This is a genomic window from Paenarthrobacter sp. AT5, assembly GCF_032764245.1.
In the GTDB taxonomy this organism is placed as follows: domain Bacteria; phylum Actinomycetota; class Actinomycetes; order Actinomycetales; family Micrococcaceae; genus Arthrobacter; species Arthrobacter ureafaciens.
This window is the reverse complement of sequence record NZ_CP136441.1, coordinates 1,015,596-1,042,044: the sequence shown is the minus strand read 5'-3', so window position 1 is coordinate 1,042,044 and position 26,449 is coordinate 1,015,596. Positions and strand designations below refer to the sequence as shown.

Genomic DNA, 26,449 nt, shown 5'->3' with positions numbered 1-26,449 from the left:
CATTCGTTTCCGGTTCTCCCGGAGGATCAGCAGACCTTGGGTGCGCAGAGCAAGGCGCCGGCTGGATGACCCGGCCGGCGCCTTGATTGGTGCGGACGCCGCGGAGGAACTAGCCTGCGTGCTTGCCGTGGTCCGGTCGGGACTCGACGCCTTGGAGGAGCATCAATGCCGTGCGTTCCTGCTGCCGGCGTTCGCGCTTGAGCTCGCGTCGCAGCGCTTTCAGCTCGTCGGCGGTGCGGGCCTGCTGTTCGGCCAGTGACTGCTGTTCCCGCAGGCGTGCCTGCAACTCCACGTTGGCCCGGCTCAATTGCAGTTGCTGCTCCGCCAGGACATACTGGGTGCGGGAGAGCTGTTCCTGCAGTTCCTTCACGTCGGCCGGCTTGGCATCGGTATTGGAGGCCTGGGAGTTCGGGCGTTCCTGTGTGAGGATCCGGGCGAACTCGAGGTCCAGGTCTTCCGCTGAGCGTTCGCCCATGGGTTTGCCGCTTCGCCCGTGTCCCACGGCATTTCCGGCGCCGGAGGACCTCAGTCGGGTTCCGTCGTCGGGTTTGACCGCGTCGAGGGAGGCGGTGTCCAGGGACATGCCGGCGTCACCGGAGGCAGTGGCGATCAGTTCCTTCTCGGGTGCCGCGTCAACGGTGCGGCGCAGCGGACGTTCCTTGATGAGCAGTACTGCGATGAGCGCCACCACACTGATCACTGCCGAGATCAGGAAGATCTGGGCCGTGGCGTCGCCGTAGGCAGCGCGCATGATGTCCGCAATGGGAGCGGGCATGTCGGCGAGGTCCAAACTGGCTCCGGAGGAGTCACCTTGGACGGGAATGCCGGCCGCAGCGAGTCCCTCAGCGGCAAGGTCCTTCACATGGTTGGACATGATGGCGCCAAGCACGGAGACGCCGATCGCGCCGCCTACGGAGCGGAAGAACGCCACCGAGGCGCTGGCCGTACCGATGTCCGTGGCGCGGACGGTGTTCTGTACTGCCAACACCAGGTTCTGCATCAGCATGCCCAGTCCGAGGCCGAACACTGCCGTGTAGATGGCCACAAGCCACAGCTCGGTGGTGTGGTCCATGGTGCCGGCGAAGGCCAGGCCGCCGATCAACAGGACGCTGCCGGCAATGAGGAACCTCTTCCACTTGCCGAAGCGGCTGATGAGGATACCGCTGGCAACGGACCCGATCAGGTTTCCGGCGATCATCGGCAGCGTCAGGAGTCCCGCCTCGGTGGGCGTGGCTCCACGGGCTACCTGGAAGTACTGACCAAGGAAGGTGGAGGAACCGAACATCGCGATGCCTACGGACACCGAAGCCAGGATGGCCAGGGCCGTGGTGCGCTCGGAGATGATCTTGAGCGGAATGATGGGCTGCTGGACCTTGCCCTCGACGAACACCAGCAGGGCCAACAAGACCACGCCACCACCCACCATGAGGGCTGACTGCCAGGACACCCAGTCGTAGTACTCCGGATCACCCGCGAAGGAGACCCAGATGAGGAGCAGGCTGACGCCGGACGTCAGGAGGATGGAGCCGAGCCAGTCGATCTTCGCCGGGCGCTTGATGTGCTGGATCTTCAACGTGATCTGGAGCAGGATCAGCGCAACCACTGCCAGCGGCACGCAGACGAAGAACGTCCAGCGCCATCCCAGCGGGCTGTCAACGATGAAGCCGCCCAGTAACGGTCCACCCGCGGTACCTACGGCCATGACGGCGCCCATGTACCCGGAGTACTTGCCGCGGTCCCGCGGCGGAATCATGGAACCAATGATGGCCTGCGCCAACGCGGTGAGGCCACCCATGGCGACACCCTGGATGACGCGGGCGGTGAGCAGCAGCGGAATGGTTTCCGACAGGCCGGCCATGACGGAGCCCGCCACGAAGATGATGATGCTCAGCTGGACCAGGAGCTTCTTGTCGAAGAGGTCGGCGAGCTTGCCCCAAATGGGCGTCGTTGCAGCGTTGGCCAGCAGCGCCGCGGTGATAACCCAGGCGAAATCGGTCTGGGTGCCATGAAGCTCGGACATGATGGTGGGCAGTGCGTTTGCCACGATCGTGCTGCTGAGGATTGCCGTGAAGAAGGCAGCGAGCAGGCCCGTGAGCGCTTCCATGATCTGGCGGTGCGTCATGGGCGCAGCAGCGCCGCTGGCCGAAGCCTGCCCCGCGCCCGGGGCCTGGGTTGATGGTTTGGCCATTCGTGGCTCCTAAACTGAGAGTTTGGTGGTTGTGGAACCGGCCGCCGTTGCCCGGATGGAATCCTTAAGGGATGTGGAGAGCTTCTGCAGGACGTGCGTAGCTTCCAAGGCGTCTTCTTCACTCCAGTCCGCCAGGTAGTCACGCAACCTGCTGCTGCGCTGTTCTTCGAACTCGCGCAGCTTCACGAGGCCGCCTTCGGACAGGGCCAGCAGTTGCGCCCTGCCGTCGGCCGGGTCCGGACGCCTGACGACGTAGCCGAGCTCCTCCAGTTCAGCAATGTGCCGGCTGAGCACCGGCGCGCTGACGCCGAGGCGGGCCGCCAAGTGCGTAGCCCTGGCCTCCCCATCGCCGATGTAACGCATGACGCCTTGGGCAGCAACCCCGAGGTCGGGCACCCGGCCCAGTTGGGCGGCCACCACACAGCGCAGGGTCCTTTGCAGGTCGAAGATCTGATGGACAAGGTCGGTGGCCGTGGTTGAACCGACGGACATGAAATGCACCCCTTTTTGTTTGCCTAAAGCAACTATACCTTCGATTGATTACTTTGGGAAACTAAAAATGCGGAAGACTGCTCCACAGCAAAAGGACCCCGCCCGGCAATGCCGTGCGGGGTCCTCTTGGTTCCTTTTAAGTTCGTGGATGTGTCTAGTCGTCCAGGTGCGTGGGACCAAACATCTTGAGCAGCGTTTCAACCACGACGACGTTGGGCCCGTCCGCGGCGAAGGAGGCCTTGAGCGCGTCCCCCACTTCCTCCGGGGCCACCCTACGGGCCGGGACGCCGAACGACTCAGCCAGCTTGACGAAATCGGGGCGGGCAAGCTCCGTTGCGGTGGCTTTGCCGAAGGCGCCCACCATGTATTCGCGAAGGATGCCGTAGCCGCCATCGTCCACAATGAGCCACGTGACCGGGACGTTGTGCTGCTTGGCAGTTGCCAGCTCGGCGATGGAATACATCGACGAACCGTCACCGGAAACTGCCAGCACCCTGCTGGGTTTGCCGACGGTTTCCAAACCTACAGCAGCGCCGATCGCGGCCGGGAAGCCGTAACCCAGTCCACCTGCGCCCTGGGCGGAGTGGAACTGGCCTTCGCGGGCATCCCAGCAACTCCAGCCCCAGTACGCCGCAATGGTCATGTCCCAGAAGGTCTGCATGATGTCAGGGACAGCCTCGCGGATGTCGGACATGAACTTCAGTTCCTTGGCCAGGTCCTGCGATTCCAAGCGGGCCTTGACCTTGGCCAGAGATTCCTTCACCAGTTCTTCCGGGCTGGTGCCGTGCCAGGAGCGAACCGCCGTATTGGCGGCGTCGGCCTCGGCAAGGGCCTGGTCCAAGGCAGCCAATGCCTGCCCGGCATCGGCGCGGATACCCAGCCCGGGCCGGTTCGACTCCAATACGCGGGGCTCGGCATCGATCTGGATGATCCGCCCACGCGGCTCGAACGTGAAGTAGTTCGAGGTCACTTCTCCCAGGGATGAACCGATGACGATCAACACATCCGCGTCCTCCAGGACGTCGGTCATGTACCGGTCCTCGATCCACGACTGCAGGGACAGTTCATGGTTCCACGGGAAGGCGCCGTTTCCGCCCGGCGTGCAAATGACGGGTGCCCGGAGCTGTTCGGCAATGGACAGCAGCGCCTTTTCGCCACGGCCGCGACGCGTGCCGCCGCCTGCGATGATCGCCGGACGTTCCGCCGTCGTAAGCCACTTCACTGCCTCACGGATCAGCTCAACCCGGGGCGGGTTGTCAAAAGCTTCAGCCAGGGCGTCCTCGACCGGCGGAACCACGATCGGGTCCAACAGCACGTTCTGCGGGATTTCGATCCAGACCGGGCCCTGCGGTGAGGAGATCGCCTCGGTCCAGGCGTCCTGGATAGCCGACGGGATCCCGGAGGCGTGCTGGATCAGGCGCTGGCTCTTGGTCACGTTGGCCGCCGAGGCCTTCTGGTCATCAAGCTGGTGCAGCATGCCCTTGCGGCGGGCACCCAGTCCGTCCAGCGGAATCTGGCTGGCCACCACCACCATGGGAACACCCGTTGCGTACGCCTCCTGCAAACCAGCCAAGGACGTCAACGCCCCGGGGCCGGTGGAGAGGAACAGCACGCCCACCTCGCCGGTGGCGCGGGAGTACCCGTCCGCGGCGAACGCCGAGTTGTTCTCCACACGCGAAGAGACGAAGTGCAGGTTCCCGCGGCCCATCGCATCAAACAAGCCCAGCGCGTGCTGGCCCGGGATGCCGAAGACAGTCTTGGCGCCGAGCGCTTCGAGGGTCTCGACGACGAGGTCCCCGCCGTTGCGCTGCCCGGTTTCACGGGTCGGGGCTGCTGTGCCCGGATCAAAATCGATCATCGCCGCGTCGCCTTGGCCAGCTCTTCGATGCGGGCGCCGAGGGCCTGCTGCGCGTAGCCGTTCGGCGTGCCGTGACGGTCGCCTTCCACCGCGTTGTCGGCCATCAGGGTAACCAGTTCGTAGGCAACATGGCTGCCGGCAACACCGGTAATTTCCGCGTGGTCATAGGCCGGGGCGACTTCAACAACGTCCGCTCCCACGAGATTCATGCCGCGGAAGCCGCGGATGATCTCCAGGAGTTCGCGGCTGGTGATGCCGCCGGCTTCGGGGGTGCCCGTGCCGGGCGCGTGGGCCGGATCCAGGACGTCAATGTCCACGGAGATGTACAGCGGACGGTTGCCGATGCGGTCGCGGATCTTGGCCACCGTCTCCAGGACGCCCTGGTAGTAAACGTCCGCGGAGGTGACGATTCCGAACCCAAAGCGGTGGTCGTCGTCGAGGTCTTTCTTGCCGTACAGCGGGCCGCGGGTTCCGACGTGGCTGATGGCTTCGGTATCCAGGATGCCTTCTTCTACCGCACGGCGGAACGGCGTCCCGTGGGTGTACTCGGCGCCGAAGTAGGTGTCCCAGGTATCGAGGTGTGCGTCGAAGTGCAGCATGGCGATGGGCTCCCCCGCACGTTCCGCGGCGGCGCGAAGCAGCGGGAGGGCGATGGTGTGGTCGCCACCGAGGGTGACGAGCTTGCTGCCGTTCGCCGTGAGGTCCAGCGCATTCTGCTGGATGGTCTCGATGGCCTCGTTGATGTTGAAGGGGTTCACTGCCATGTCCCCGGCGTCGGCCACCTGGATGTTCTCGAAGGGGCTGACGTCCCACGCCGGGTTGTACGGGCGCAGCAGGCGGCTGGCCTCACGCACGTGGTTGGCACCGAAGCGGGCGCCGGGGCGGTAGGAGACGCCGGAGTCGAAAGGAACGCCAACCACGGTCACGTCAGCTTTGGAGACCTGGTCCAGGCGGGGCAGGCGGGCGTAGGTGGCGGCGCCGGCGTAGCGCGGGATGCGGGAGGAATCGATGGGACCAAGGTTCCCGTTGGCTTCGATGCGGAGCTCTTCCAAGATCGCGCAACTCCTTAGGTGGTGGGACGGAACTGGGTTTGTGACACCCATCATACACTCAAAGTTGCCTAATATGCATCACCTGTTTACACACCGGGCAATCGCCGAGATGACAAATAATGCCAATGTTCAACCCGAACATTGGCATTATTTGTCATCTCGCGAAGGGTCTTAGCGGCTCGCGGCCGGCACCAGGATCCAGAGCACCTCTACGGTCTCGTCCGTGGGATTGATCCAGGTGTGGGGCTCCCGGCCGGGGAAAGAAAGGGTGTCCCCTTCTTCGAGGTCATACTCCTCATTGGTGAGGATCAGCTTGATGCGCCCCTTGACCACATGAAGGACGTCCACGTCGCAGTCAACGGCATACAGTTCGTTTTCGCCACGACCCCGCGGCTTGATGGTCGCGCCCAGGATCTGGAGGCGGCGCTCGGACCGGGCCGTCAGCAACCGTTCAACGATGCCCTGCCCGCCCAGTGAAATCCGCGGAGCTTCGTCGCGCCGGGTCAGATGCGTCTCCGGGGCTGCGAACAAGTCCCCCACGGAGACGGAAAGGACCTGGCACAGCGTTACCAGCGACGCCACCGAGGGGGAAGTCAGGTCGCGCTCCACACGACTGAGGAAACCCTTGGTCAGCCCGGTGGCCTCTGCTACCTGTTCGATGGTTAGCCGCTGCGCCTGGCGCGCCGCTCGGATTCTTGAACCGATGGCAACGGGGACGTTGCTGGGTTCAACGGGGAGAGCCTTCATTCACGAACCTTTCAGGCCTGTTCAACCGGCCCTGTCATTGCAGCCAATAGTAGCCGCAGAGCAGCTTTCGGAAGCTATGCAAAGCCCGAAGCCACCTAAAGCTTCTTGACTGTTACTCCGATCACAACATATCCTCAGAGGCAACAAGTGTTGTCTGTGAGGCACACAACACGAACCCAAATCTCCCATCGTCAGCACGGAGACTTCGACCCCGCCCCAGGAGTATCGTCGAAAACCCCAACCTCCGTGCATCAGCTCCAAGGACTCACTCATGGACTCATCGTTCATCAACATCGCCATTGTGGTGGTGTATCTGCTTGCCATGCTGGCGTTCGGATGGTGGGGCAAGTCCCGCACCAAGAACAACAGTGACTTCCTGGTGGCCGGCCGCCGCCTTGGCCCCTTCCTTTACACAGGCACCATGGCCGCCGTCGTCCTCGGTGGCGCGTCCACCGTTGGCGGCGTCGGCCTGGGCTACAAGTTCGGCATCTCAGGCATGTGGCTGGTGGTAGCCATCGGCGCCGGCGTGCTGTTGCTCAGCCTCCTGTTTGCAGGCACCATCCAAAAGCTCAAGATCTACACCGTCTCGCAGATGCTGACCCTCCGCTACGGAAGCCGGGCGACGCAAACCTCGGGCATCGTCATGCTGGCCTACACCCTGATGCTCTGCGCCACTTCGACCGGCGCCTATGCCACCATCTTCGTGGTGCTGTTCGGTTGGGAGCGCTGGTTGGCCATCGCGATCGGCGGCGCGATCGTTCTGGTGTACTCCACGATCGGCGGCATGTGGTCCATCACCCTGGCTGACCAGGTGCAGTTCGTGATCAAGACCGTGGGCATTTTCTTCCTCATGCTCCCCTTCGCCATGAACGCCGCGGGTGGCCTGGACGGCATCCGTGAACGCGTTGACGCCAGCTTTTTCGACATCGGCGGCATCGGCCTCCAAACGATCATCACGTACTTCGTGGTCTACACGCTCGGCCTCCTGATCGGCCAGGACATATGGCAGCGCGTCTTCACGGCCAAGACCCCCAAGGTTGCCCGCTGGGGCGGCGCAACTGCCGGCGTGTACTGCATCGTTTACGGCCTGGCCGGCGCCTTGATCGGCATGGCCGCAAGCGTTGCCCTGTCCGGCATCGAGATCGAAGCCAAGGATGACGTGTACGCGGAAGTCGCCACCAACCTGCTGCCCATCGGCATCGGCGGCCTGGTCCTCGCGGCAGCCGTCGCGGCCATGATGTCCACCGCTTCCGGAGCGCTCATTGCAGCCGCTACGGTCGCCCGCGCAGACGTCCTGCCGTTCGTGGCCGGATGGTTCGGCAAGACCATCAACACCGACGATTCCGACAACCCTGAGCATGACGTCAAGGCGAACCGCTACTGGGTCCTGGGACTCGGCATCGTGGCCATCATCATCGCCATCTCCACCAAGGACGTCGTGGCAGCACTGACCATTGCCTACGACATCCTGGTGGGCGGCCTGCTGGTTGCCATCATCGGTGGCCTGGTATGGAAGCGCGGCACGGGAATCGCGGCCGCGGCCTCCATGGCCGTGGGCTCCGTGATCACCCTGGGCACCATGATCATCCTTGAGATCAACGCCAAGGCTCCCCTGGACGGCATCTACGCGAACGAGCCCATCTACTACGGCCTGATTGCCTCGGCGATCGTCTACGTAGCCGTCTCGCTGTTCAGCAAGCCCACCGATCCTGCGGTCATGAAGGCCTGGACCGACCGTGTAGCCGGCACCCGGGTGGCCGAGGAGGAGCTCAGCTCACCGGCCAAGTAAGGGCACCCAACGCAGCAACGCCCGACGGCGGCGCTCCCCTTTCGCGGGGAGCGCCGCTTTGTCGTTTTCCACGGCAATCCCGTGGACCTGCTACCCGGGAGACGGCAGGATCAGACGGTTACCGAAGGCCAGGGCTAAAGTTCGTCGTCGCCTTCCCGGAATTCCTCTTCGGCGGGGTCGATCGGCACCACGCGTTCGTCGTCGTCCGCCACGTCTTCTTCCTCCACCCAGGCTTCGTCCACTTCCTGGTCCTCGCTGTAGTCGAAGGCCGGATCGGATTCGATGGTGGCCCGTTCAGGGTGGTTGAAGTGTGATCCAGTGTTCATGCTGCAACCTCCGTGTGGTGGGCTGCGGAACAGCCCGCTGACCGAATGCGGGAAGCTTCCCGCGCCTGTCTATCCATCTGAGCACCGAGGGAGGACAGGGTCAATACGCTCGCCGCCGGAGCCTGCGAAGGCGTCCTGCCCGGTGGCGAAATTAAGGCGCACCGAACATTCCCGGTAAGGAATACCAGCCAAAAAACCGCGGAAATAAGCGGTACAGTGGGCGGTGCAATGGGGCCGAAACTACCCCACCCAGCCCAGGAGAAGCAGTGCAGAAGCACCAGGAATCCAACAATCCGTCGAGCCCCGCTCCGGACCCGCAGCCCCAAAAGACAACGCCATCGTCCGCGGACATCAAGCGCTGGCGCCAGTACCTTGCCGATGAGCGTGCAGAGGCTGCCGTATACCGTGAACTCGCCCAGCGGCGCGACGGTGAGGAACGCCAGATCCTCCTGGCCCTGGCCGAAGCCGAAGGCCGGCATGAGGCACACTGGCTCAAGCTCCTTGGTGAGCACGCCGGCATGCCCAAGGCAGCGTCCGGCCGCAGCCGCCTCCTTGGGTTCCTTGCCCGGCACTTCGGGTCGGTCTTCGTTCTCGCCCTGGCCCAGCGCGCCGAGGGCCGCTCTCCCTACGGAACCGATCCTTCGGCCACGCCGGCCATGGTGGCTGACGAACAGATCCACGAGGAAGTGGTCCGCGGACTCGCCACACGCGGCAGGAACAGGTTGTCCGGAACCTTCCGTGCAGCAGTCTTCGGCGCCAACGATGGCCTGGTCAGCAACCTCTCCCTGGTGATGGGCATGGCCGCCACCGGTGTTTCCAGCGCGGTGGTGCTCATGAGCGGCGTTGCCGGACTGCTGGCCGGTGCTTTGTCCATGGGAGCCGGCGAGTATGTGTCCGTGCGTTCCCAGCGTGAACTGCTCAACGCCACCCTGCCGACGCAGGCAACGCTGACCGCGGCACCGTCGCTGGACGTGGAGCACAACGAACTGGTGCTGGTGTACCTGGCACGCGGCATGACCCGGGAAGCCGCCGAGCACCGGGCCGCCGAACGCATGGGGCTGTTCAGTTGCGACTGCGACCCCAGCCTTTCGCTGCAACCCGAAAAGGAACAGCCCGCCGACGACCATGAAACCGTGGGCTCTGCCTGGGGCGCGGCGATGTCCAGCTTCTGCTTCTTTGCCTCCGGCGCCATCGTGCCCATCATCCCGTTCATCTTCGGCATGACCGGTTGGGCTGCGCTGATCGTCGCAGGTGCCTTGGTGGGCGTCGCGCTGTTGGCGACCGGCGCCGTCGTGGGCTTGCTGTCCGGAACGTCCCCGCTGAGCCGCGGGCTGCGGCAGCTGGGAATCGGCATAGGCGCCGCTGCCGCCACCTACGGGCTTGGCCTGCTCTTCGGAGCAGTGATCGTCTAACGCGGCGCGAATGGACGGGCCTGCGCCCGTCCCGTAATCTTGGTGCGTCCTCCACGCCGCCCCGCGTGCCGGGCGCAATGATGGGAGAACTGTGGAGCCTGAGGCATACCGGGTGCCTAGGCGCCGCCGGAAAGGACGCGTGCTGCGTCCGGTCCTGGGCCTCCTCACGGCAGCCGTGACTGCCTCCGTGGCGGTGGTCGTCAGTGGTTTCCTGCACAACGATCCCCGTATCACCGGCCTTGTCCCGGGGCTCGCCATGCCCAACGTGCAGCCCGGTGGCCAGGACCAGGAACCGTTCCCCCGGGCCTTGAACGCACCTCCGCCTGGACTGGAGGAAGCGGACAAGCCGCTGGTCTCGCCGTCGGCGCTCCACCTCGCCAACGATTCCTACAAGTTCCTGGCAACCAACGACGACGGCACGCCGGTTGGCTATTCACCGTGCCGTCCGCTGCACTACGTCGTGAATGACACCGCAGCGCCCGCAGGCACGGACGAGCTCCTGGAAACGGCCCTCGCCAACGTGTCTGCTGCGGCCGGCATCCAGTTCATCGACGACGGATCCACCGACGAACAGCCCGTGGACAAACGGGAGCCGTACCAGCCGGGAAAGTACGGCGAGCGCTGGGCGCCTTTGCTGATCTCGTGGACCACGCCGGAGGTTGCCCCTGCCTTGGCGGACAAGGTGATCGGCACCGGTGGCAGCACCATGTATTCGATCAACAACGGGACCAAGAGCTACATCACGGGAAGCTTGGAGTTGGATACACCCCAGATCTCGGAACTCCTGGCCGAGGACGGCGGCTCAGACTACGTACTTGCCGTCATGCAGCACGAACTGGGACACGTGCTGGGACTGGACCATGTTGAAGACCCCATCCAGCTGATGTACCCGGAGATCGGAGCGCCCGACGGCTTGGCGGACGGTGACCTGACGGGCATGAGCATGCTGGCTTCGGCTCCCTGCCGGAAGGACATCTAGGCGTACCGTTCCGGCAGGTTGGTGACACGGGTTTGGCGGGGCAGGTGCCTCGTGCGTGGCGCCCCGCCATGGACTTCTCCCGCTGGCGGGTCCTAAGCTGGCCCAAACGGCCGACGGCGGCAGCCCACCGCGCAGCTTCGGCCGCCGGTCAGGGGGCTCAATGGAACCTGATGGGTCGGCGAAAGGGCCGGACCCCTATCCCCCGGCGCGCCGATCCCCGGACGAGCCTGCCGGGGTGCCGCCCGCCGCTCCCGTGCCACCGGCCGTCGGGGTGCCGCCCGCCGCTCCCGTGCCACCGGCCGTCGGGGTGCCGCCTTGGTCCACGCACCCGCGCGGCCCCCTCGACCAGCCCACACGGCCGATCAAGCACAGCAGCATCGTGGCGGTCTTCTTCCTCTTCGTTGTCCTTGGGCTCGTGTGTGCCGGGGCGTACTTCGGCGGTGAGCTGCAGCAGTGGATGGGCGGCAGTTCCACGGCCCAAAGCCAAGCGCCCAGGCCGGGTGTCCTGCCGTTCGGGCAACGCGAGGATCCACTTCCCGGGCGGGAGGAAGCGGACGCGCCGCTGGGCACCCCGCCGGTTGTCCGGCCCACCAGTTCTTCCTACAAATTCCTGGCCGTGAAGGACGACGGATCACCCGTGGCCTACTCCCCCTGCAGGCCGATCCATTACGTGGTCAACTCCACCAGGGCACCGGCCTCCTGGCAGCCCCTGGTGGAGGAAGCCATCCGGGAGGCGAGCCTGGCCACCGGCCTCCAGTTCATCTACGACGGTCCCACGTCCGAGCTGCCGTCAGCCAACAGGGAGGGCTACCAACCGGAGATGTACGGTGACCGGTGGGCTCCCGTGCTCATTGCGTGGAGCACCCCCGAAGAAGTGCCGCGCCTGGCCGGGCAAACCGTCGGCCTGGGCGGAAGCTCGTCCATCGGCCTGAGTAACGGGTACAAGGCGTATGTCACCGGTTCAGTGGCATTGGATGCTCCCCAGTTCACCGGAATCATGGATTCGCCGCGGGGCAGGGAGATCGGGGTGGCAGTGATCATGCACGAGTTGGGGCACCTGCTGGGCTTGGACCACGTGGATGATCCGCGCCAGCTGATGTACGACCAAGCCTCGTGGGTGCGCCAATACGCGGCCGGTGACCGGACAGGCCTCGCCGAACTCGGCAAGGGCCCCTGCAGCAAGAATTTCTAGGCCGGGCCCACCACGATCGCCACTGCTTCTTCCACCGTGTCCACGAGGAAGATCTGCCGGTCCATGGGACGTCCTGCGGCGAGGCTTTGCAGCATGGGCCACGCCGGGTATGTCCTCTCCCAGTGGTCGCGGCCCACCAGCACCATGGGGGTGATGGTTTCCGGGGCTCCGTAGTAGTTCTCGCACGCGTCCTGGAAGATTTCCTGCACGGTACCGGCCGCTCCCGGGAGGAAGATAATCCCGCCGTTGCACAGTTCCAGCAGGATGGCTTCACGAATGGCGTTGGCGAAGTACTTGGCAATGTGGGTGGCAAACAGGTTGGGCGGTTCGTGCCCGTAGAACCAGGTGGGGATGCCCAGCGTCGCCGTACCGTCCGGATAATCTTCGACGACGGCGGCTGCCTGGCGCGCCCACGCCGTCACCGAGGGACGGAACCCCGGGACGGCGGCGAGTTGCTGCACCGCGGCGCGGAAGTCGCCGTCGGGCATTGCGCTGAGGTAGGCACCCATGTTGGCCGCTTCCATGGCACCCGGACCGCCACCGGTGGCCACCGTGAGCCCCGCGTTCGCGAGCAAGCGGCCCAAGCGGGCGGCGTCGGAGAACTCCCGGCTGCCGCGCTGCGCCGCATGGCCACCCATGACGCCCACCAGCCTGGACCCGGCGAGCGCCCCGTTGGCCAGGGCCTCTTCCAGGGCGTCGCCGATCGCGTGGTCGTGCAGGGCCGCGGCGAGTGTTGAGTCAAGCCGGGAGCGCTGGCCGGGCAGGATGCTCCAGTGATAGACCCGCGCGTCCAAAGTGTGCTCATATTCCTCGGTAGAGATGCCGGGATACAGTTCGGCCGCCGTGTAAAGGCTGCCCCTGTAGGGGTTGAACGGAACACCCTGCAATTTGGGGAAGATGAGCGCCCCCTGGCTGCGCAGCTGATCCTCCACGCCGTCGTCGAACGTACAGCCCAGGAAGACCGCGCCCTGGGGGTTCAGCGCCAGCAGTTCACGGGAGCGCCCGCGCAGGTCCAGGGACTGGGCGTGCCAGCCGTGCATTGAATGCGCCCCGGCGCTGACCAAGCGGTCGAAGTGGATGAGGTTTTCAACATCAAGCGTTCTCGGATTGGGATTCAGGGCACCTGACGGGGTCATGGACCCAGCGTAGTGGCGAAAAGTTCAACGGCAGGTCTACCCAGCGCCGGGCCCGAGGAGTACAGTAGCGGTCACTGCACCGGTTTCCGTCCCCAACGGCGGCCGCAAGGCACATATAAATTCATTCGAATGGCGTTCGTTACGGGCGTCTGAAGTTCGCCGGCTGGGGGGCCCAACGTCTGCTCAAGGAGCATTGTTGTGGTCCGTTCACATCTTTTCAGTCGACCGAGTCATCCGAATCCCCTGAACAGCCACCCCCGCAGCTCCTTGGTGCGCCGCGTGCTCGGCATGGTGCTTAGCCCTGCCTTGGCCTTCGGCGGACTGGTCCTGGCCTCTGCCGCACCTGCCTCGGCCGCCGTGCCCCCATGCGCGGGGACCGGCGGGGCCATGCAGATCGTGGGCCATACCGATGACGACCTGATCTTCCTGAGTCCCGACTTCATGCGCGACATCCAAGCGAAACGATGCGTCCAAACCGTCTTCACCACCGCAGGGGAAGCGGGCGAAGGGGCCACGTACTGGCGCAGCCTGGAGGCGGGAATCAGGGCCAGCTACGCCAAGATGGCCGGTGTGGCGGACTCCTGGACGACCTCCGACGCCGGTGTCCCCAACCGGCCGCTGACCATGCAGACGCTCAACGGCGCGCCGAACATCTCCGTGGTGTTCATGCGCTTGCCGGACGGCTTCCCCAACGGTTTGGGGAGCGCTGCCTACAATTCCCAAAGCATCCTCAAGCTGTGGGACGGCCGCTTGTCCTCCATCAGGCCCGTGGATAACGCCGCCACGTTTACCAAGTCCCAGTTCCAGACCGCCCTCAACCGCTTGGTCGCGAACTTCAAACCCACCACGTTCCGCACGCAGGACTGGACCGGGAATTTCAACAGCCCTTATGACCACAGCGACCACTGGGCCACAGCCAAGTTCGCGCAACTGGCCACCCGCAGCTACACCGGGCCGCACACCTCCATGGCCTATGACGCCTACGTCATCGACGAATACCCGCAGAACGTCACCGGATCTGAACTGACCGCCAAGGTGGATACGTTTGTCCGGTTCGCAGACTTCGATATGTATCTCTGCAACAGCCCTGGAGAAGGGTGCCCGGACTCCCCCTACAACGAGTGGTTGAAGCGGCAGTACATCACGGCCATCGAGTGGGTGGGCAACGCTGCCAAATCAACGGGCACCACAGTCAGCGCGTCATCACAGAAGGCCTCCGCCCAAAGCCCCGAAAAAGCCCGGGACGGCTACTTCTGGGGTGCGCCGATGGACGCGTCCCGTGAATGGGTGTCTGCCGGCGAGAAGGCAGGAAGCTGGATCCAATACAACTTCACACCCACCCGTACGATCAACGCCGTGACACTTGGCGACCGACCGATCCTCAGCGACCAGGTGACCGGCGGAAACCTCGTGTTCTCGGACGGCAGCACGGTCCCCGTTCCGGCACTGCCCAACAACGGCTCCGGGCTTACCATCAACTTCCCCGCCAAGACCGTGAGCTCAGTGCGTTTCAACATCACCTCAGTCAGCGGCAGCACCACGAATGCCGGACTGGCGGAGTTCGAGGCCTACCTCGGTACGGACAATGTGGCCCCGGTGGTCACCGCGGCACCTGAGGGCGGAACCTACGCCGCAGGCCAGGCCATCACGTTGACGGCCAACGAAACCGCGACGATCTACTACACCACCAACGGCTCCACGCCCACCACGGCCAGCACCAAGTACACGGCACCTATCATCCTGAACGGGCCGCTGACGCTGAAGTACTTCGCAGTGGACGGCGCCAACAACTCCTCCGCAGTGGTCACCCAGACCTACTCCACCGGGCCCGACGTCACCAAACCCATCGTGACGGCCAACCCGGCCAGCGGAGAATACGCAGCAGGGACGAACATCACCCTCACCGCCAATGAGGCTGCCGAGATCCGCTACACGAAGGATGGCACCGACCCCCTCACCGCAGGTCTGCTGTACACGGCACCCATCACCTTCACGGGCCCCGGTCCCATGACGCTGAAGTACTTTGCGAAGGACACCGCGGGCAACACCTCCGACGTGGCGACACAGACCTACACCATTCCCCCGGACACCACTGCCCCGGTGATCACGGCCAACCCGACGGGGCGGGCCCTCGCCAGCGGTGCCACCATCACCCTGAGCGCCAATGAAACGGCAACCATCTACTACACCACCGACGGCAGCACGCCGACGACCACCGAATCCGCAACCAACCTCAAGTACACCGCTCCCCTCGTGATGGGCAGCTCCACCCTGACCCTCAAGTACATCGGAGTGGACGCGGAGGGCAATACCTCGGCCGTGGGAACCCAGACCTACACTGTTCCCGCCGCCGGGCCGCCGTCGACCCATGACTTCAGCGGTGACGGCCGCTCCGACGTCCTGGCTGCGGACACCGCCGGCAACCTGTACCTCTACCCGGGCGACGGCGCCGGCGGACTCCTGCCGCGGCAAGTGGCCCTCGCGGCTCCGGCCTGGTCCTCGATCACCGACACCATCACTCCGGGCGACTTCAACAGGGACGGCAAGAACGATCTTCTGGCCCGTGCCGGAGACATCCTGTACTTCTACCCCGGCGACGGAGCCGGCAGCTTCGGCGCCCGGAAACAGGTCAGCACAGGCTGGACCACCATGTCCCAGATCTTCTCCCCCGGCGACTTCAGTGGCGACGGCATCCCCGATTTCATCGGCCGCAGGAGCAACGGAGAACTGCGTCTCTACGAAGGAAACGGCAGCGGCGGACAACGCTCGCCCTACACCGTCGGCTGGGGCTGGGACGTCATGAACGCCATCTTCAGCACCGGCGATTTCAACGGTGACGGCAAGGGGGATGTACTGGCGCGGCGCACCGACACAGGGGCATTATGGCTATATCCGGGAAATGGCTCCGGAGGCTGGCTGACCTGGAAGCAGATCGCAACCGGGTGGAGCACCCGCACTGCGCTGGCCGGCCCCAGGGATCTTGATGGCGACGGCAAGAACGACGTCCTCGGCCGCATCGGAGACACCTTGTGGCTGTACCCCGGATCGGGTGGCGGAACGCTGGGCAACGTGCCGCCGATCAGCTTGGGCACGGGTTGGCAGGGAATGAAAGTCATCGCCTGATCCAACCCCCACACACCTGGCGCGGGTCGGAGTTTTCCCCCAGACTCATCCGGCCCGCGTCAGCCACGCCCCCTCCCTCTGCCACATCCCACCCCTTTTTCACCATCCCTCTTCCACATCCCACCGGGTTTTGCCGGTTCCTCTTTCACATCCCACCCCCTCCCCACCACCCCTCTCCCACATCTCACCGGGTTTTGCCGGTTCCTCTGCCACATCCCACCCGGTTTTGCCGGTTCCTCTCTCACACATCCCGCCCCCTCCCCACCATCCCTCTGCCACTGGGGTTTGGTGCCCGCGGTCTGGGGCCTGACCGGTGGGGAACACTGGGGGCATTCGGCGGAAAGGGTTGCGGGGTGGACGGGCCTGGGCGGGACGCCAATCGGGCAGGGAGCCAGCCGCACAGAAAGTTCGACGGCGGCACCCAGTCCGTGCCGCCGTCGAACCTTCCCGCGAGACGTGATAGAGCAACCGCGGAAAAGCGTCGGGAAGTGATAGAGCGTTTCACCGGGACTTTCATGGGGACGCCCGTCTCCAACGATTCCTGTGCCGCGTCCACCACTCGGGGTGGCGCACCCTTTGCCGCCGAATGCACCCGTAGCACTGGCTGCATTCGGCGTGAAGGGTTGCGGGGTAGACGGACCTGGGCGGGACGCCAGTGGGAGGGAAAGCCAGCCGCACAGAAAGCTCGACGGCGGCACTCAGGCCGAGTGCCGCCGTCGAACCTTCCCGCGGGATCTGGCAGAGCAACCGCAGAAAGGCGTCGGGAGGTGATAGAGCGTTACACCGGGACTTTCACGGGGACGCCCGTCTCCAACGATTCCTGTGCCGCGTCCGTCACTCAGGTGGCGCACCCTTTGCCTCCGAATGCCCCCTTAGCACTGGGTGCGTTCGGCGGGAAGGGTTGCGGGGTAAACGGAGCTGGGAGGGAAAGCCATCCGCACCAAAAGCTCGACGGCGGCACTCAGGCCGAGTGCCGCCGTCGAACCTTCCCGCGGGATCTGGCAGAGCAACCGCGGAAAGGCGTCGGAAAGTGATAGAGCAACCGTAGAAAAACGTCGGAAAGTGATAGAGCAACCGCGGAAAAGCGTCGGGAAGTGATAGAGAGTTACACCGGGACTCTCACGGGGACGCCCGTCTCCAACGATTCCTGTGCCGCATCCGCCACGCGGGAAGCGGCCACCGCGTCCTCGGGAGTGCAGGGGTTCTTGCGCTCCCCCAGAATCACTTCCACGAACGCGGCCATTTCGGAGCGGTAGGCCTGGTCGAACCGTTCGGCAAAGGTCTTGTGCGGAGTCCCCGCCGGGAAGGTGATTCCGCGCTCTCCGGAACGCAGCGCCATCTGGTCGTCCATGCCCACCACCACGGATCCTTCCGAGCCCTGCAGCTCCAGCCGGACATCATGCCCGGCCCCGTTGTAGCGGCTGGCCGACACCGTGCCTACAGTGCCGTCGTCGAACGTCACCACTGCCAAAGCGGTATCCACGTCGCCCACCTCACCGATTGCGGGGTCGCCGTTGTTGGAGCCCTTCGCGTAAACTTCCACGATTTCACGTCCCGTCAACCAGCGGAGGATGTCGAAGTCGTGGACCGAGCAGTCCCGGAAGAGTCCGCCTGAGGTTGCCAGGAAGGACACGGGCGGCGGCGCCATGTCGCAGGTGACCGCTCGCAGGGAATGGATCCAGCCGAGTTCGCCGGCGTCATAGGCCCGCTTGGCCTCGAGGTAGCCGGAATCGAAGCGGCGCTGGTGTCCGATTTGGACCGTGCCGCCCTTTTCCCGGATGTAGTCCAGGACCGGGAGGGACTCTGCCACGTTGACGGCCACCGGCTTCTCGCAGAAGACCGGAATACCGGCATCAACGCCCGCCATGATCAGATCCGGATGGGTTGCTGTCCCGGTGGCCACGACCAACCCGTCAATGCCGGCGGCGATCAAGGCTTCCACGGACGGCAAGTACTCCGCGCCGAAGTCCCGGGCCACCGATCGTGCGTGTTCCTCGGCAACGTCCGTCAGTTTGAGCCTGACGTTGACTCCTTCAGGATTGAGTTGCTCGTTCAACGCACTGATGTTCCGGGCATGCATCACACCGATGCGGCCCACACCCACCAGGCCGAGCGTTATTTCCTTCATGCCTTCTCCGGTGCTGCGTCGGCTACGTCTGCTACTTCGGCCTTGACCTCATTGAGCGCTTCGGTGTGTCCGCCGAGTTGTTCGAGTTCGTGGGCGAGTTCGGCCAGTTCGGCGCCGCCGGCCATTTGGGCCGTGAGTTCCTCGACCGTGATGTCCTTCTTCTCGTAGTAACCAATCGATTTGCCGCGCTTGAGCAGCAGGAACCGGTCGCCCACGGGGTACGCGTGGTGCGGGTTGTGGGTGATGAAGATGACGCCGAGGCCGCGGTCGCGGGCCTGCAGGATGTAGCGAAGTACGACGCCGGACTGCTTGACTCCCAGCGCGGCTGTCGGCTCGTCGAGGATCAGGACCTTTGCCCCGAAGTACACGGCGCGGGCGATCGCGACACATTGTCGTTCACCGCCCGAGAGCTGGCCAATGGGCTGCTCCACATCGCGCAGGTCGATGCCCATGTCCGCGAGTTCCTTCTTGGTGATGTCCTTCATCTTCTGGACATCCATGCGCTTGAACGGGCCTACGCCGGTTGTGAGTTCGGAACCGAGGAAGAAGTTCCGCCAAATCGGCATGAGCGACACGACGGCGAGGTCCTGGTACACGGCCGCGATCCCGGCGTCGAGGGCTTCACGGGGTGAGCCGAGCTTGCGCTCCTCGCCCATGATCTTGAAGCTGCCCTCGTCGTGCTGGTGCAGGCCGGCGATGATCTTGATCAGCGTGGACTTGCCGGCGCCGTTGTCGCCCAGGACGCAGGTGACCCTGCCGTTGTCCACGGCCATGGTGACATCCCGCAGTGCGATGATGTTGCCGTAGTGCTTTCCGACCGCTTCGAGGGAGAGCAGGTGCACGGGCGTGTGGGTCAAAGGATCTTTCTCGTCTCTTAGCAGGGTTTGCTGGTCGATTCGTTGTGCGTTCATTGGTCCGGCCCCTTACTTCAGCTCTGCCCGGCGTTTGACGATGAGGTTGACGATGGTAGCCAGCAGCAGCATCAAGCCCAGGAAGAACTTGAACCAGTCCGGATTCCATTGTGCGTACACGATGCCCTTGTTGGCCATGCCGAAGATGAAGGCACCGATGGCCCCGCCGATCGCCGATCCGTAACCGCCGGTGAGGAGGCAGCCGCCGATGACCGCGGCGATGATGTAGAGGAACTCGTTGCCGACGCCTTCGCCGGATTGGACGGCGTCGAAGGCGAAGAGGTTGTGCATGCCGAGGATCCAGCCGCAGAAGCCGACGGCCATGAAGAGGCCGATCTTCGTCTTGGTCACCGGCACGCCAACTGCGCGGGCAGCGTTCGCGTCACCGCCGACGGCGAAGATCCAGTTGCCGATCCGGGTCCGGAGCAGGATCCAGGAGGCCACGGCAACCAGGACGATCCAGAAGAAGACGGTGATCTTCACTTCCACCCCGCCGATGCTGATGGACGAGGCGAAGACTGCGCGGGCAGATTCGAAGCCGTCAAGCTTGGAGATCGACGGCGAGGAAACGGAACCGCCCACAAGCCGGGTGAGTGCCAGGTTCAGGCCGGTCAGCATGAGGAAGGTCGCCAGGGTGACGATGAAGCTGGGCAGTTTGGTCTTGATGAGGATCCAGCCGTTGATGAATCCGATGGCAAGGGAAACCACCAGTGCCAGCAGGACACCGACCCAGGCGTTCATAGAGAAGTACCAGCTGAACAGCGAGGCTGTCAGGGCCGAGGAAATGACGGCGACGCCGGTGGAAAGGTCGAACTCGCCGCCGATCATCAGGAGGGAAACACCGACGGCCATGATGCCGATGGTTGAGGATCCGTAAAGCACTGTGGCCAGGGCGTTGGGCTGGGTGAAGGTTTGCGATACGGAGGCGAAGAAGATGAAGAGGACTACTGCGCCAACGAGGGCGCCGACCTCCGGGCGGGCGAGGAATTTCTGGAACGGGTTGCGGCGTCCTACCCGTTCGTCACCGGACGCCGGGGCTGGTGCCGGTGGCAGGGTTGCTGTGCTTGCCATGGGGATGACTCCTTGTTGTTTCAGGCTTCGCGGTTGTTCAGGCTTCGCGGTTGGTCAGGCTGCGCGGTGTGGGCCGCGCAGCCTGATGCCTGGATTAGCGGACGCCCTGCTGGGCGAACTTGAGGACGTCAGAGGCGTTGGCCTTGTCCACGATGGTGGGACCGGTCAGGACGGGCTGGCCGCCACCGATCTTGAAGCCGCCGCGCTTGGCCTGCCACAGGGCGTCAACGGACATGTAGCCCTGGAGCCAGGGCTGCTGGTCCACGGTGAAGATGACGTTGCCATCAACGATCTTCTGGGCAAGTTCAGCATTGAGGTCGAAGCTGGCTACCTTGGAGGAGCTTCCCGCATCCGTGACGGACTTCAGGAGGGTCAGCGTGATCGGAGCACCGAGGCCGATGATGACGTCTGCGTCCTTGGAAGCCTGGAGCTTGGCGGTGGCGGTGGACTGAACCGCTGTCATGTCCTTGCCGTCCACGTAGAGGATCTCAGTGGCGGGGACCTTGGCCTTCACGCCTGCGCAGCGCGCTTCCAGGCCGACGTGGCCCTGCTGCTGGATGACGCAGACCGGGTGCTTGTACCCTTCAGCGGCGAGGCGGGTGCCCACGGCTTCGCCGGCCAACTGTTCGTTGGAACCGAAGTGGGTGAATGCTCCGAGCTTGGCGGATACGGACTCACCGGCGTTGAGGCTGACTACGGGGATGCCGGCGTCGGTTGCCTTCTTCAGGACGTCCTTCAGGGCGTCAGGGGTGGCGACCGTTACTGCGATGCCGTCAACCTTCTGGTCGATGGCCTGCTGCACCAACTGGGCTTGCCGCCCGGCTTCGGGATCGCTCGTGTAAAGCAGTTCGACGTTGTCCTTGGCTGAGGCTTCCTCGGCGCCCTTACGGACGATGTCCCAGAAGGTGTCACCTGCTGCGGCGTGCGTGATGAGGGCTACCTTGATGCGGTCGGTGGAGGCCACCTGGCCGGCGGCAGCTCCACCACCGGAATCGGACGGCCTGCCGCCCTGGCTCGAACAGGCGCTCAGTGCTATGAGGGGAACCACTGCTGCGGCGAGGGCCGCTTTGCGCCACGAGAATTTTGCCACCGTTATCTCCTTTGATGTCAGCTTGGGGTGTCCGGAGACTCGTATCCGAACCATCCACTACTCAGATCATGGTGACTGACCTCACACTTTGTCAATACTTTGTCCTGACATTAGGATGTTTTTACGTTTCAACCCCTCGTACCAGTCAAGGAACACGTCCCTCAAGGCCACTTCCTTGACGGCGGAAACCCGGCTGCTATGATCAGGAAAAGGCAGTATGTCCTATCAAGAGAACATGAACGGACAAATACATCCTTCCGGCAGAGGAGCCGAAACCCTGCTCCCGCCGGTCATGCACAGCCGTCCAGGAGGAAACCAGTGGCGAACCAACTCAGCCTCAGCATCGATCGTTCGTCCCCGGTGCCGCTCTACCACCAAGTTGTCCAAGGCATTGAAGCTGCCATCCACAGCGGCGTCCTGGAACCGGGCAGCCGCTTGGACAACGAGATCGACCTCGCGGCACAGCTCAACCTGTCACGACCCACGATGCGCAAGGCCATGGACGAACTGGTCCGTGCCGGACTCCTTGTCCGCAAGCGCGGCGTGGGAACGCAGGTTGTTGCCAGTCAGGTCCGCCGTCCCCTGGAACTCTCCAGCCTCTACGACGACCTCAGCAACAACGGCAAAAAGCCCACTACGGATGTGCTGAGCTTCGCCCACGACGAAGCGGATGCGGCCACCCTCGCCGCGCTGCAGCTGCCTGCCGGTTCCAAGGTCTACCACTTCACCCGCCTCCGCAAAGTAGGCGGCAAACCGCTGGCCCTCATGGAGAACTGGGTCCGTGATGACATCGTCACCATGGACGAAGCCCAGCTCGCCAGCGAAGGCCTCTACGCCATCCTGCGGCGCGGCGGCGTCAACTTCCGCCTCGCCTCGCAGCGGATCGGCGCCATGATCGCCAACGACTACCAGGCACCCCTGCTGGAAACCGACGTGGGATCGGCCCTGGTGACCATGGAACGCACCGCGGTGGACGACACCGGACGCATGGTGGAAACCGGCCACCACGTCTACCGCGGCGATTCCTACAGCTTTGAAATGACCCTCGTACAGCGCTAACGCAAGGACTTAACTTATGGCCAACTGGGTATACCCGCTGGGAACCGCCGCCGACGGCAAGTGGGACATCTCCCTCGGCACCTCCGATTCCAGCCTCGCCGTTGACGGCTGGGCCCACACGGGACTGAAGGTGGCGACGCTCGCCGCAGGTTCCGCCGTCGAGCTTTCCGCCGCGGGCGAGGAACGCATCGTGGTGCCGCTGAGCGGCTCCTTCACGGTGACGGTCGACGGCGAGCAGTACCGTCTTCAGGGACGGCAGTCTGTCTTCCACGGGCCAAGCGACGTTCTCTACACCGGCATCGAGAAAGCGGTCACCATCAGCTCGAACGACGGCGGCCGCGTCGCCGTCGCGACCGCACCCGCCAAAGCGTCGTACCCCACCAGGCTGATCACCGCCGCAGAAACCCCGGTTGAACTCCGCGGCGCCGGCAACTGCTCCCGCCAGGTCCACAACTTCGGCACACCCGCAGCACTGGAAGCCGACCGCTTCATCGTCTGCGAAGTCATCACCCCCGCCGGCAACTGGTCCTCCTACCCTCCCCATAAGCACGACGAGGAAAAGGACGGCGAAACCAGCCTCGAGGAGATCTACTACTTCGAAACCCGCGTAGCCCCCGGCTCCCCCGCCCCGGAAGATGCGGACGCCATCGGCTACGCCCGCGTCTACGCCTCCGATGAGCGTCCCATCGACGTCTCCGCCGAAGTCCGCACCGGCGACGTTGTCCTGGTGCCCTACGGCTGGCACGGCCCCGCCATGGCAGCACCCGGCTACGACCTCTACTACCTGAACGTCATGGCCGGCCCCGGCCGCGTCCGGGACTGGCTCATCAGCGACGACCCCCACCACGGCTGGATCCGCCAGACCTTGGAAGGCCAGGACGTGGACCCGCGGCTCCCGTTCACGGCCTGACCCAGACAATAAGCCTGATTCCAAGCACTAAGGAAGCCCCTGTGATTCACAGGGGCTTCCTTGGTGTTCAGCGCTACTAGGCCTGGGCGATGTAATCCGTCATGGTCTTGAGCTGGTAGCGGGAGACTTCCTCGGCGTTCTCGTCCTCGGCAAACACGGAAGAAACCATCACGGTGTTCTCCTTGTCCAGGAAGCCGATCTCCTTGAGGCCACCAAAGAACTCGTTCCAGTTGACGTCCCCGTCACCGATCTTCAGGTGCTGGTGGACGCGTACGGCGTTCCCGGGCGGGTTGGTGATGTACCTCAGGCCGTGGGAGGCGTGGTGGTTCATGGTGTCGGAGATGTGCACCAGACGCAGCTTGTCACCGGCGGCACGCATGATCTCCAACGGTTTGTTGCCCATGTGGAACGTGTGCGAGGCGACGTAGACCATCCCGATGTTCGGCGAATTGACGCCGCGGATGACACGCAGAGCGGCCAGTCCGTCCTCCACGAAGTCGTCCGGGTGCGGGTCAATCAGCACGTCAAGGCCTTCGCGCTCGATGATCGGCAGGAGCTCCTCCATGGAACGGTAGAAGGCACGCTCGGATTCCTCGGCCTTCTCCGGGCGCCCGCTGAACTCGGTGTTCATGGTCTGGACGCCAAGGTCCACGGCAATCCGGATGGCCCGCTTCCAGTAGCGGACAGCGGCCTCACGGGCATCTTCGTCCGGCCCGGACCAGCGAAGCACGGGCAGGACGGAAGCGATTTCCACGCCGGCATCCTTGCACGCTGCTTTCAGCTTGCCTACCAGTTCATCGTCGGCCTTGGGGTGGTTGTAGAAGGGGATGAGGTCCGCGTGCGGCGTCATCTGCAGGTACTTGTACCCGAGGTCGGCAGCAACGCGGGGGAACTCCAGCAGGCTGTGGCTGTGGTGGAAGGGTGTGGGATCAAGTGCGATCTTCATGTTCAGTCCCCTACTTGTACAGATCCGGCTTGGCGTTCAAGTGGACCTTGACCTTCTCTCCGGACTTCTGCGCCTCAACGCCGGCCTCGCAGCAGGCGGCGGTGGCGTAGCCGTCCCATGCCGTTGGTCCGCCGATTTCGCCGCGAAGTGCCGCATCCACCCAAGCCTGCACCTCGACGTCGTACGCGGCTCCAAAACGGTCCTCGAAACCGGGCGTGACGTTGCCGCCCCACTTGCCCGCGGTCTGGACGTACGGGCCGCTGTCACCGCCGATGCTCACGATGCCGTCCTCGAAGGAAGCCTGAGTAGCCACCTGGTAGCCGAACTTGGCGTTGACATAGATTTCGACGTCGGCCAGTACACCGGATTCGGTTTCGATCAGGACCTGCTGGGGATCGTGCTGGCCGTTGGGAGCGTTGCGCGTTGGCTTGCCCAGGCGGACCTGCACGGACGTGATCTCCTCGCCGGTGAAGTAGCGGATGGCGTCGAACTCGTGGACCACGGAGTCGTTGATCAGCATCTCATTGGTGAAGCCCTCCGGCGTGCTCGGGTTCCGGTGCTGGTGGTGCAGCATCAACAGCTCCCCCAATTCGCTGTTGCGGATGATGGAACCCAAAGCCGAGTACTCGGCGTCGAAACGGCGCATGAAACCAACCTGGATGCGCTTGTGGCCCAGGACGAGCTCCGCCTGGACAACCTTCCAGGAGCTCTCGGCGTCCGGGGTCAGGGGCTTCTCGCACAGAATCGGGAAGTCTTTCTCCAGCGCCTTGTACAGGATTTCCTCGTGCAGGAACCCCGGCGTGGCGATCAGGACGGCGTTGACGTCGCCGTTGTTGAGGGCCTCGTCGGCACTGGCCAGGGCCACTGCACCGTCGATGCCTTCAATGGCGGCTTGCGCACGGGCCAGGTCAACGTCGACGACGGCGGCAACTTCAGCACCGTGGATGCGCGTGCTGAGGCGCTTGATGTGGTCAGCACCCATGCGGCCTGCGCCGATGACGGCTACGCGGAGAGTCTTTGTCACAGTTTCTGTCCTTTGGTGAGTGTGGTTTGGCTGCTACTGGACGGTGCTACTGGACACGGGTCCGGGAGCCGCAGGAGAGCAGGTAGTTGCGGGTGCGCTTGGCGATCGGCATCGGTACGTCGAAGGCTACCGGGTACATGTCCTGTTCCACGATGCCGAAGATGGGGCGGTTCAGGCCCTCCACGGCTTCGATGACGGCACGCAGGTCCGGAAGGCCGTTCGGCGGCTCGGTCATGACGCCGGCCAGGTTTGCCGCTGCCCAGGTCATGTTCTTCTCATTGACTTCGGCCAGGACCTCGGGGTTGATCTGCTTCAGGTGCAGGTAGCCGATGCGCTCCGGGTAGTTCTTGATGAGCTCAAGGCTGGAGGCTCCGCAGTATTCGGCGTGGCCGGTGTCCAGGCACAGGTTCAAGTACTGGGGATCCGTAGCGGCGAGGAGGGTCTCGATGTCCTTCTGCGCCCCCACGTGGGAGTCGGCGTGGGAGTGGAACTGCTGGTGCAGCCCGAAGTCTTCCAGCAGGACCTTCCCCATGCGGTTGTGGCCGGCGAACAGGTCTGCCCACTGCTCGTCCGTCAGTTCGCCGTTCTCCACGGCTTCGCCCGTGACGTCGTCGCGCCACATGGCCGGGATAACCACAATGTGTTCGCCGCCCATGGCTGCCGTGAGTTCGGCTACCTTGCGGGCGGGCTCCCAGGCTTCCTCGTACTGCTTGGCGCCGCGGTGGAAAGCAGTAAAGACAGTACCGGCGCTGACCTTCAGGTCACGCTGCTTAAGTTCTTCCGCGAGGCGGGCGGGGTCGGTCGGCAGGTAGCCATAGGGACCCAGTTCGATCCACTTGTAGCCGGACTCTGCGACCTCGTCCAGGAACCGCTCCCACGGTGTTTGCTGGGGATCGTCCGCGAACCAAACACCCCAGGAATCGGGAGCTGTGCCGATGATGAGTTTGTTCTCGACGTCAGTCATGACAACGGTGTCTTTCTTGATAGCCTCCGTTGCCCCGGCTTTGGTGCCGGGG

General features: G+C 64.3%; 21 protein-coding genes. 7 read left to right on the top strand and 14 right to left on the bottom strand.

What is annotated here, in order from left to right; translation table 11 throughout:
* Window positions 1-109: 109 nt before the first annotated feature.
* From RI444_RS04910 to RI444_RS04890, 5 genes are all read right to left on the bottom strand, one after another.
* Window positions 110-2,188 carry an MDR family MFS transporter gene (locus RI444_RS04910; RefSeq protein WP_021472770.1) on the bottom strand — a complete coding sequence of 693 codons (2,079 nt, stop codon included), beginning with the start codon at window positions 2,186-2,188 and terminating at the stop codon, window positions 110-112.
* Window positions 2,189-2,197: 9 nt separating this feature from the next.
* The gene (locus RI444_RS04905) at window positions 2,198-2,680 is read right to left on the bottom strand and encodes a MarR family winged helix-turn-helix transcriptional regulator (protein ID WP_021472771.1); all 483 of its coding nucleotides are present in this window, start codon (window positions 2,678-2,680) and stop codon (window positions 2,198-2,200) included.
* 154 nt (window positions 2,681-2,834) lie between these two features.
* Window positions 2,835-4,538, bottom strand: coding sequence for a thiamine pyrophosphate-binding protein (locus RI444_RS04900; RefSeq protein ID WP_021472772.1), 1,704 nt, complete (start codon window positions 4,536-4,538; stop codon window positions 2,835-2,837).
* Entirely contained in the window at window positions 4,535-5,590 is a 1,056-nt protein-coding gene (gene speB / locus RI444_RS04895) for an agmatinase (protein WP_207605042.1), read from the bottom strand. The genes RI444_RS04900 and speB overlap by 4 nt, the downstream gene beginning before the upstream one ends.
* Window positions 5,591-5,761: 171 nt before the next feature.
* Window positions 5,762-6,337, bottom strand: a complete 576-nt coding sequence (locus RI444_RS04890; protein WP_021472774.1) for a helix-turn-helix domain-containing protein — start codon at window positions 6,335-6,337, stop codon at window positions 5,762-5,764.
* Between the two features lie 271 nt (window positions 6,338-6,608).
* On the opposite strand from RI444_RS04890, the gene RI444_RS04885 reads away from it, so the two are divergent.
* Window positions 6,609-8,126 (top strand): sodium:solute symporter, encoded by a 1,518-nt coding sequence (locus RI444_RS04885; RefSeq protein ID WP_021472775.1) that lies wholly within the window; start codon window positions 6,609-6,611, stop codon window positions 8,124-8,126.
* A 134-nt stretch (window positions 8,127-8,260) separates the two neighbouring features.
* Here RI444_RS04885 and RI444_RS04880 read toward each other — a convergent pair whose 3' ends face one another.
* Window positions 8,261-8,452 carry a hypothetical protein gene (locus RI444_RS04880; RefSeq protein WP_021472776.1) on the bottom strand — a complete coding sequence of 64 codons (192 nt, stop codon included), beginning with the start codon at window positions 8,450-8,452 and terminating at the stop codon, window positions 8,261-8,263.
* Window positions 8,453-8,718: 266 nt separating this feature from the next.
* Between RI444_RS04880 and RI444_RS04875 the strand changes: the two genes are divergently transcribed.
* The 3 genes from RI444_RS04875 (at window position 8,719) to RI444_RS04865 (ending at window position 12,035) form a co-directional block, all read left to right on the top strand.
* Window positions 8,719-9,864: a VIT1/CCC1 transporter family protein gene (locus RI444_RS04875; protein WP_062095452.1), complete on the top strand. Its 1,146-nt coding sequence runs from the start codon at window positions 8,719-8,721 to the stop codon at window positions 9,862-9,864.
* 139 nt (window positions 9,865-10,003) lie between these two features.
* Window positions 10,004-10,843 carry a matrixin family metalloprotease gene (locus tag RI444_RS04870; RefSeq protein WP_373325254.1) on the top strand — a complete coding sequence of 280 codons (840 nt, stop codon included), beginning with the start codon at window positions 10,004-10,006 and terminating at the stop codon, window positions 10,841-10,843.
* A 160-nt stretch (window positions 10,844-11,003) separates the two neighbouring features.
* Window positions 11,004-12,035, top strand: a complete 1,032-nt coding sequence (locus RI444_RS04865; RefSeq protein ID WP_207605043.1) for a matrixin family metalloprotease — start codon at window positions 11,004-11,006, stop codon at window positions 12,033-12,035.
* Here RI444_RS04865 and RI444_RS04860 read toward each other — a convergent pair.
* Window positions 12,032-13,171 carry an LOG family protein gene (locus RI444_RS04860; protein ID WP_207605044.1) on the bottom strand — a complete coding sequence of 380 codons (1,140 nt, stop codon included), beginning with the start codon at window positions 13,169-13,171 and terminating at the stop codon, window positions 12,032-12,034. The two genes, RI444_RS04865 and RI444_RS04860, sit on opposite strands and share 4 nt — an antisense overlap.
* Window positions 13,172-13,369: 198 nt before the next feature.
* Here RI444_RS04860 and RI444_RS04855 point away from each other — a divergent pair, with 198 nt between their 5' ends.
* Window positions 13,370-16,294 carry a chitobiase/beta-hexosaminidase C-terminal domain-containing protein gene (locus RI444_RS04855; protein ID WP_242703137.1) on the top strand — a complete coding sequence of 975 codons (2,925 nt, stop codon included), beginning with the start codon at window positions 13,370-13,372 and terminating at the stop codon, window positions 16,292-16,294.
* Window positions 16,295-17,399: 1,105 nt separating this feature from the next.
* Here RI444_RS04855 and RI444_RS04850 read toward each other — a convergent pair.
* The 4 genes from RI444_RS04850 to RI444_RS04835 form a co-directional block, all read right to left on the bottom strand.
* Entirely contained in the window at window positions 17,400-18,422 is a 1,023-nt protein-coding gene (locus RI444_RS04850) for a Gfo/Idh/MocA family oxidoreductase (protein ID WP_069696151.1), read from the bottom strand.
* Window positions 18,419-19,333, bottom strand: coding sequence for an ATP-binding cassette domain-containing protein (locus RI444_RS04845; RefSeq protein WP_031216895.1), 915 nt, complete (start codon window positions 19,331-19,333; stop codon window positions 18,419-18,421). Before RI444_RS04845 ends, RI444_RS04850 begins: the two co-directional genes overlap by 4 nt.
* A gap of 12 nt (window positions 19,334-19,345) precedes the next feature.
* The gene (locus RI444_RS04840; RefSeq protein ID WP_021473618.1) at window positions 19,346-20,404 is read right to left on the bottom strand and encodes an ABC transporter permease; all 1,059 of its coding nucleotides are present in this window, start codon (window positions 20,402-20,404) and stop codon (window positions 19,346-19,348) included.
* Window positions 20,405-20,498: 94 nt separating this feature from the next.
* A complete protein-coding gene (locus RI444_RS04835; protein WP_021473619.1) occupies window positions 20,499-21,494 on the bottom strand; it encodes a substrate-binding domain-containing protein in 996 nt (331 codons plus the stop codon).
* 318 nt (window positions 21,495-21,812) lie between these two features.
* On the opposite strand from RI444_RS04835, the gene RI444_RS04830 reads away from it, so the two are divergent.
* Window positions 21,813-22,553: a GntR family transcriptional regulator gene (locus RI444_RS04830; protein ID WP_021473620.1), complete on the top strand. Its 741-nt coding sequence runs from the start codon at window positions 21,813-21,815 to the stop codon at window positions 22,551-22,553.
* A gap of 16 nt (window positions 22,554-22,569) precedes the next feature.
* Window positions 22,570-23,463 carry a 5-deoxy-glucuronate isomerase gene (iolB, locus tag RI444_RS04825; RefSeq protein ID WP_207605045.1) on the top strand — a complete coding sequence of 298 codons (894 nt, stop codon included), beginning with the start codon at window positions 22,570-22,572 and terminating at the stop codon, window positions 23,461-23,463.
* A 76-nt stretch (window positions 23,464-23,539) separates the two neighbouring features.
* Here iolB and RI444_RS04820 read toward each other — a convergent pair whose 3' ends face one another.
* The 3 genes from RI444_RS04820 to RI444_RS04810 are packed head-to-tail and all read right to left on the bottom strand — an operon-like array spanning window position 23,540 to window position 26,397.
* On the bottom strand, window positions 23,540-24,409 hold the full coding sequence (locus RI444_RS04820) for a sugar phosphate isomerase/epimerase family protein (protein WP_021473622.1): 870 nt from the start codon (window positions 24,407-24,409) through the stop codon (window positions 23,540-23,542).
* 10 nt (window positions 24,410-24,419) lie between these two features.
* Entirely contained in the window at window positions 24,420-25,433 is a 1,014-nt protein-coding gene (locus RI444_RS04815; RefSeq protein WP_021473623.1) for a Gfo/Idh/MocA family protein, read from the bottom strand.
* Between the two features lie 46 nt (window positions 25,434-25,479).
* Window positions 25,480-26,397: a sugar phosphate isomerase/epimerase family protein gene (locus RI444_RS04810; protein WP_021473624.1), complete on the bottom strand. Its 918-nt coding sequence runs from the start codon at window positions 26,395-26,397 to the stop codon at window positions 25,480-25,482.
* Between the last annotated feature and the right edge of the window lie 52 nt (window positions 26,398-26,449).

Bases quoted from the DNA above. Each gene is read 5' to 3' on its own strand.
- RI444_RS04840 (WP_021473618.1), bottom strand. From the start codon at position 20,404: ATGGCAAGCACAGCAACCCTGCCACCGGCACCAGCCCCGGCGTCCGGT.
- RI444_RS04820 (WP_021473622.1), bottom strand. From the start codon at position 24,409: ATGAAGATCGCACTTGATCCCACACCCTTCCACCACAGCCACAGCCTG.
- RI444_RS04845 (WP_031216895.1), bottom strand. From the start codon at position 19,333: ATGAACGCACAACGAATCGACCAGCAAACCCTGCTAAGAGACGAGAAA.
- iolB (WP_207605045.1), top strand. From the start codon at position 22,570: ATGGCCAACTGGGTATACCCGCTGGGAACCGCCGCCGACGGCAAGTGG.
- RI444_RS04865 (WP_207605043.1), top strand. From the start codon at position 11,004: ATGGAACCTGATGGGTCGGCGAAAGGGCCGGACCCCTATCCCCCGGCG.
- RI444_RS04810 (WP_021473624.1), bottom strand. From the start codon at position 26,397: ATGACTGACGTCGAGAACAAACTCATCATCGGCACAGCTCCCGATTCC.
- RI444_RS04860 (WP_207605044.1), bottom strand. From the start codon at position 13,171: ATGACCCCGTCAGGTGCCCTGAATCCCAATCCGAGAACGCTTGATGTT.
- RI444_RS04905 (WP_021472771.1), bottom strand. From the start codon at position 2,680: ATGTCCGTCGGTTCAACCACGGCCACCGACCTTGTCCATCAGATCTTC.
- RI444_RS04890 (WP_021472774.1), bottom strand. From the start codon at position 6,337: ATGAAGGCTCTCCCCGTTGAACCCAGCAACGTCCCCGTTGCCATCGGT.
- RI444_RS04850 (WP_069696151.1), bottom strand. From the start codon at position 18,422: ATGAAGGAAATAACGCTCGGCCTGGTGGGTGTGGGCCGCATCGGTGTG.
- RI444_RS04900 (WP_021472772.1), bottom strand. From the start codon at position 4,538: ATGATCGATTTTGATCCGGGCACAGCAGCCCCGACCCGTGAAACCGGG.
- RI444_RS04880 (WP_021472776.1), bottom strand. From the start codon at position 8,452: ATGAACACTGGATCACACTTCAACCACCCTGAACGGGCCACCATCGAA.
- RI444_RS04885 (WP_021472775.1), top strand. From the start codon at position 6,609: ATGGACTCATCGTTCATCAACATCGCCATTGTGGTGGTGTATCTGCTT.
- RI444_RS04910 (WP_021472770.1), bottom strand. From the start codon at position 2,188: ATGGCCAAACCATCAACCCAGGCCCCGGGCGCGGGGCAGGCTTCGGCC.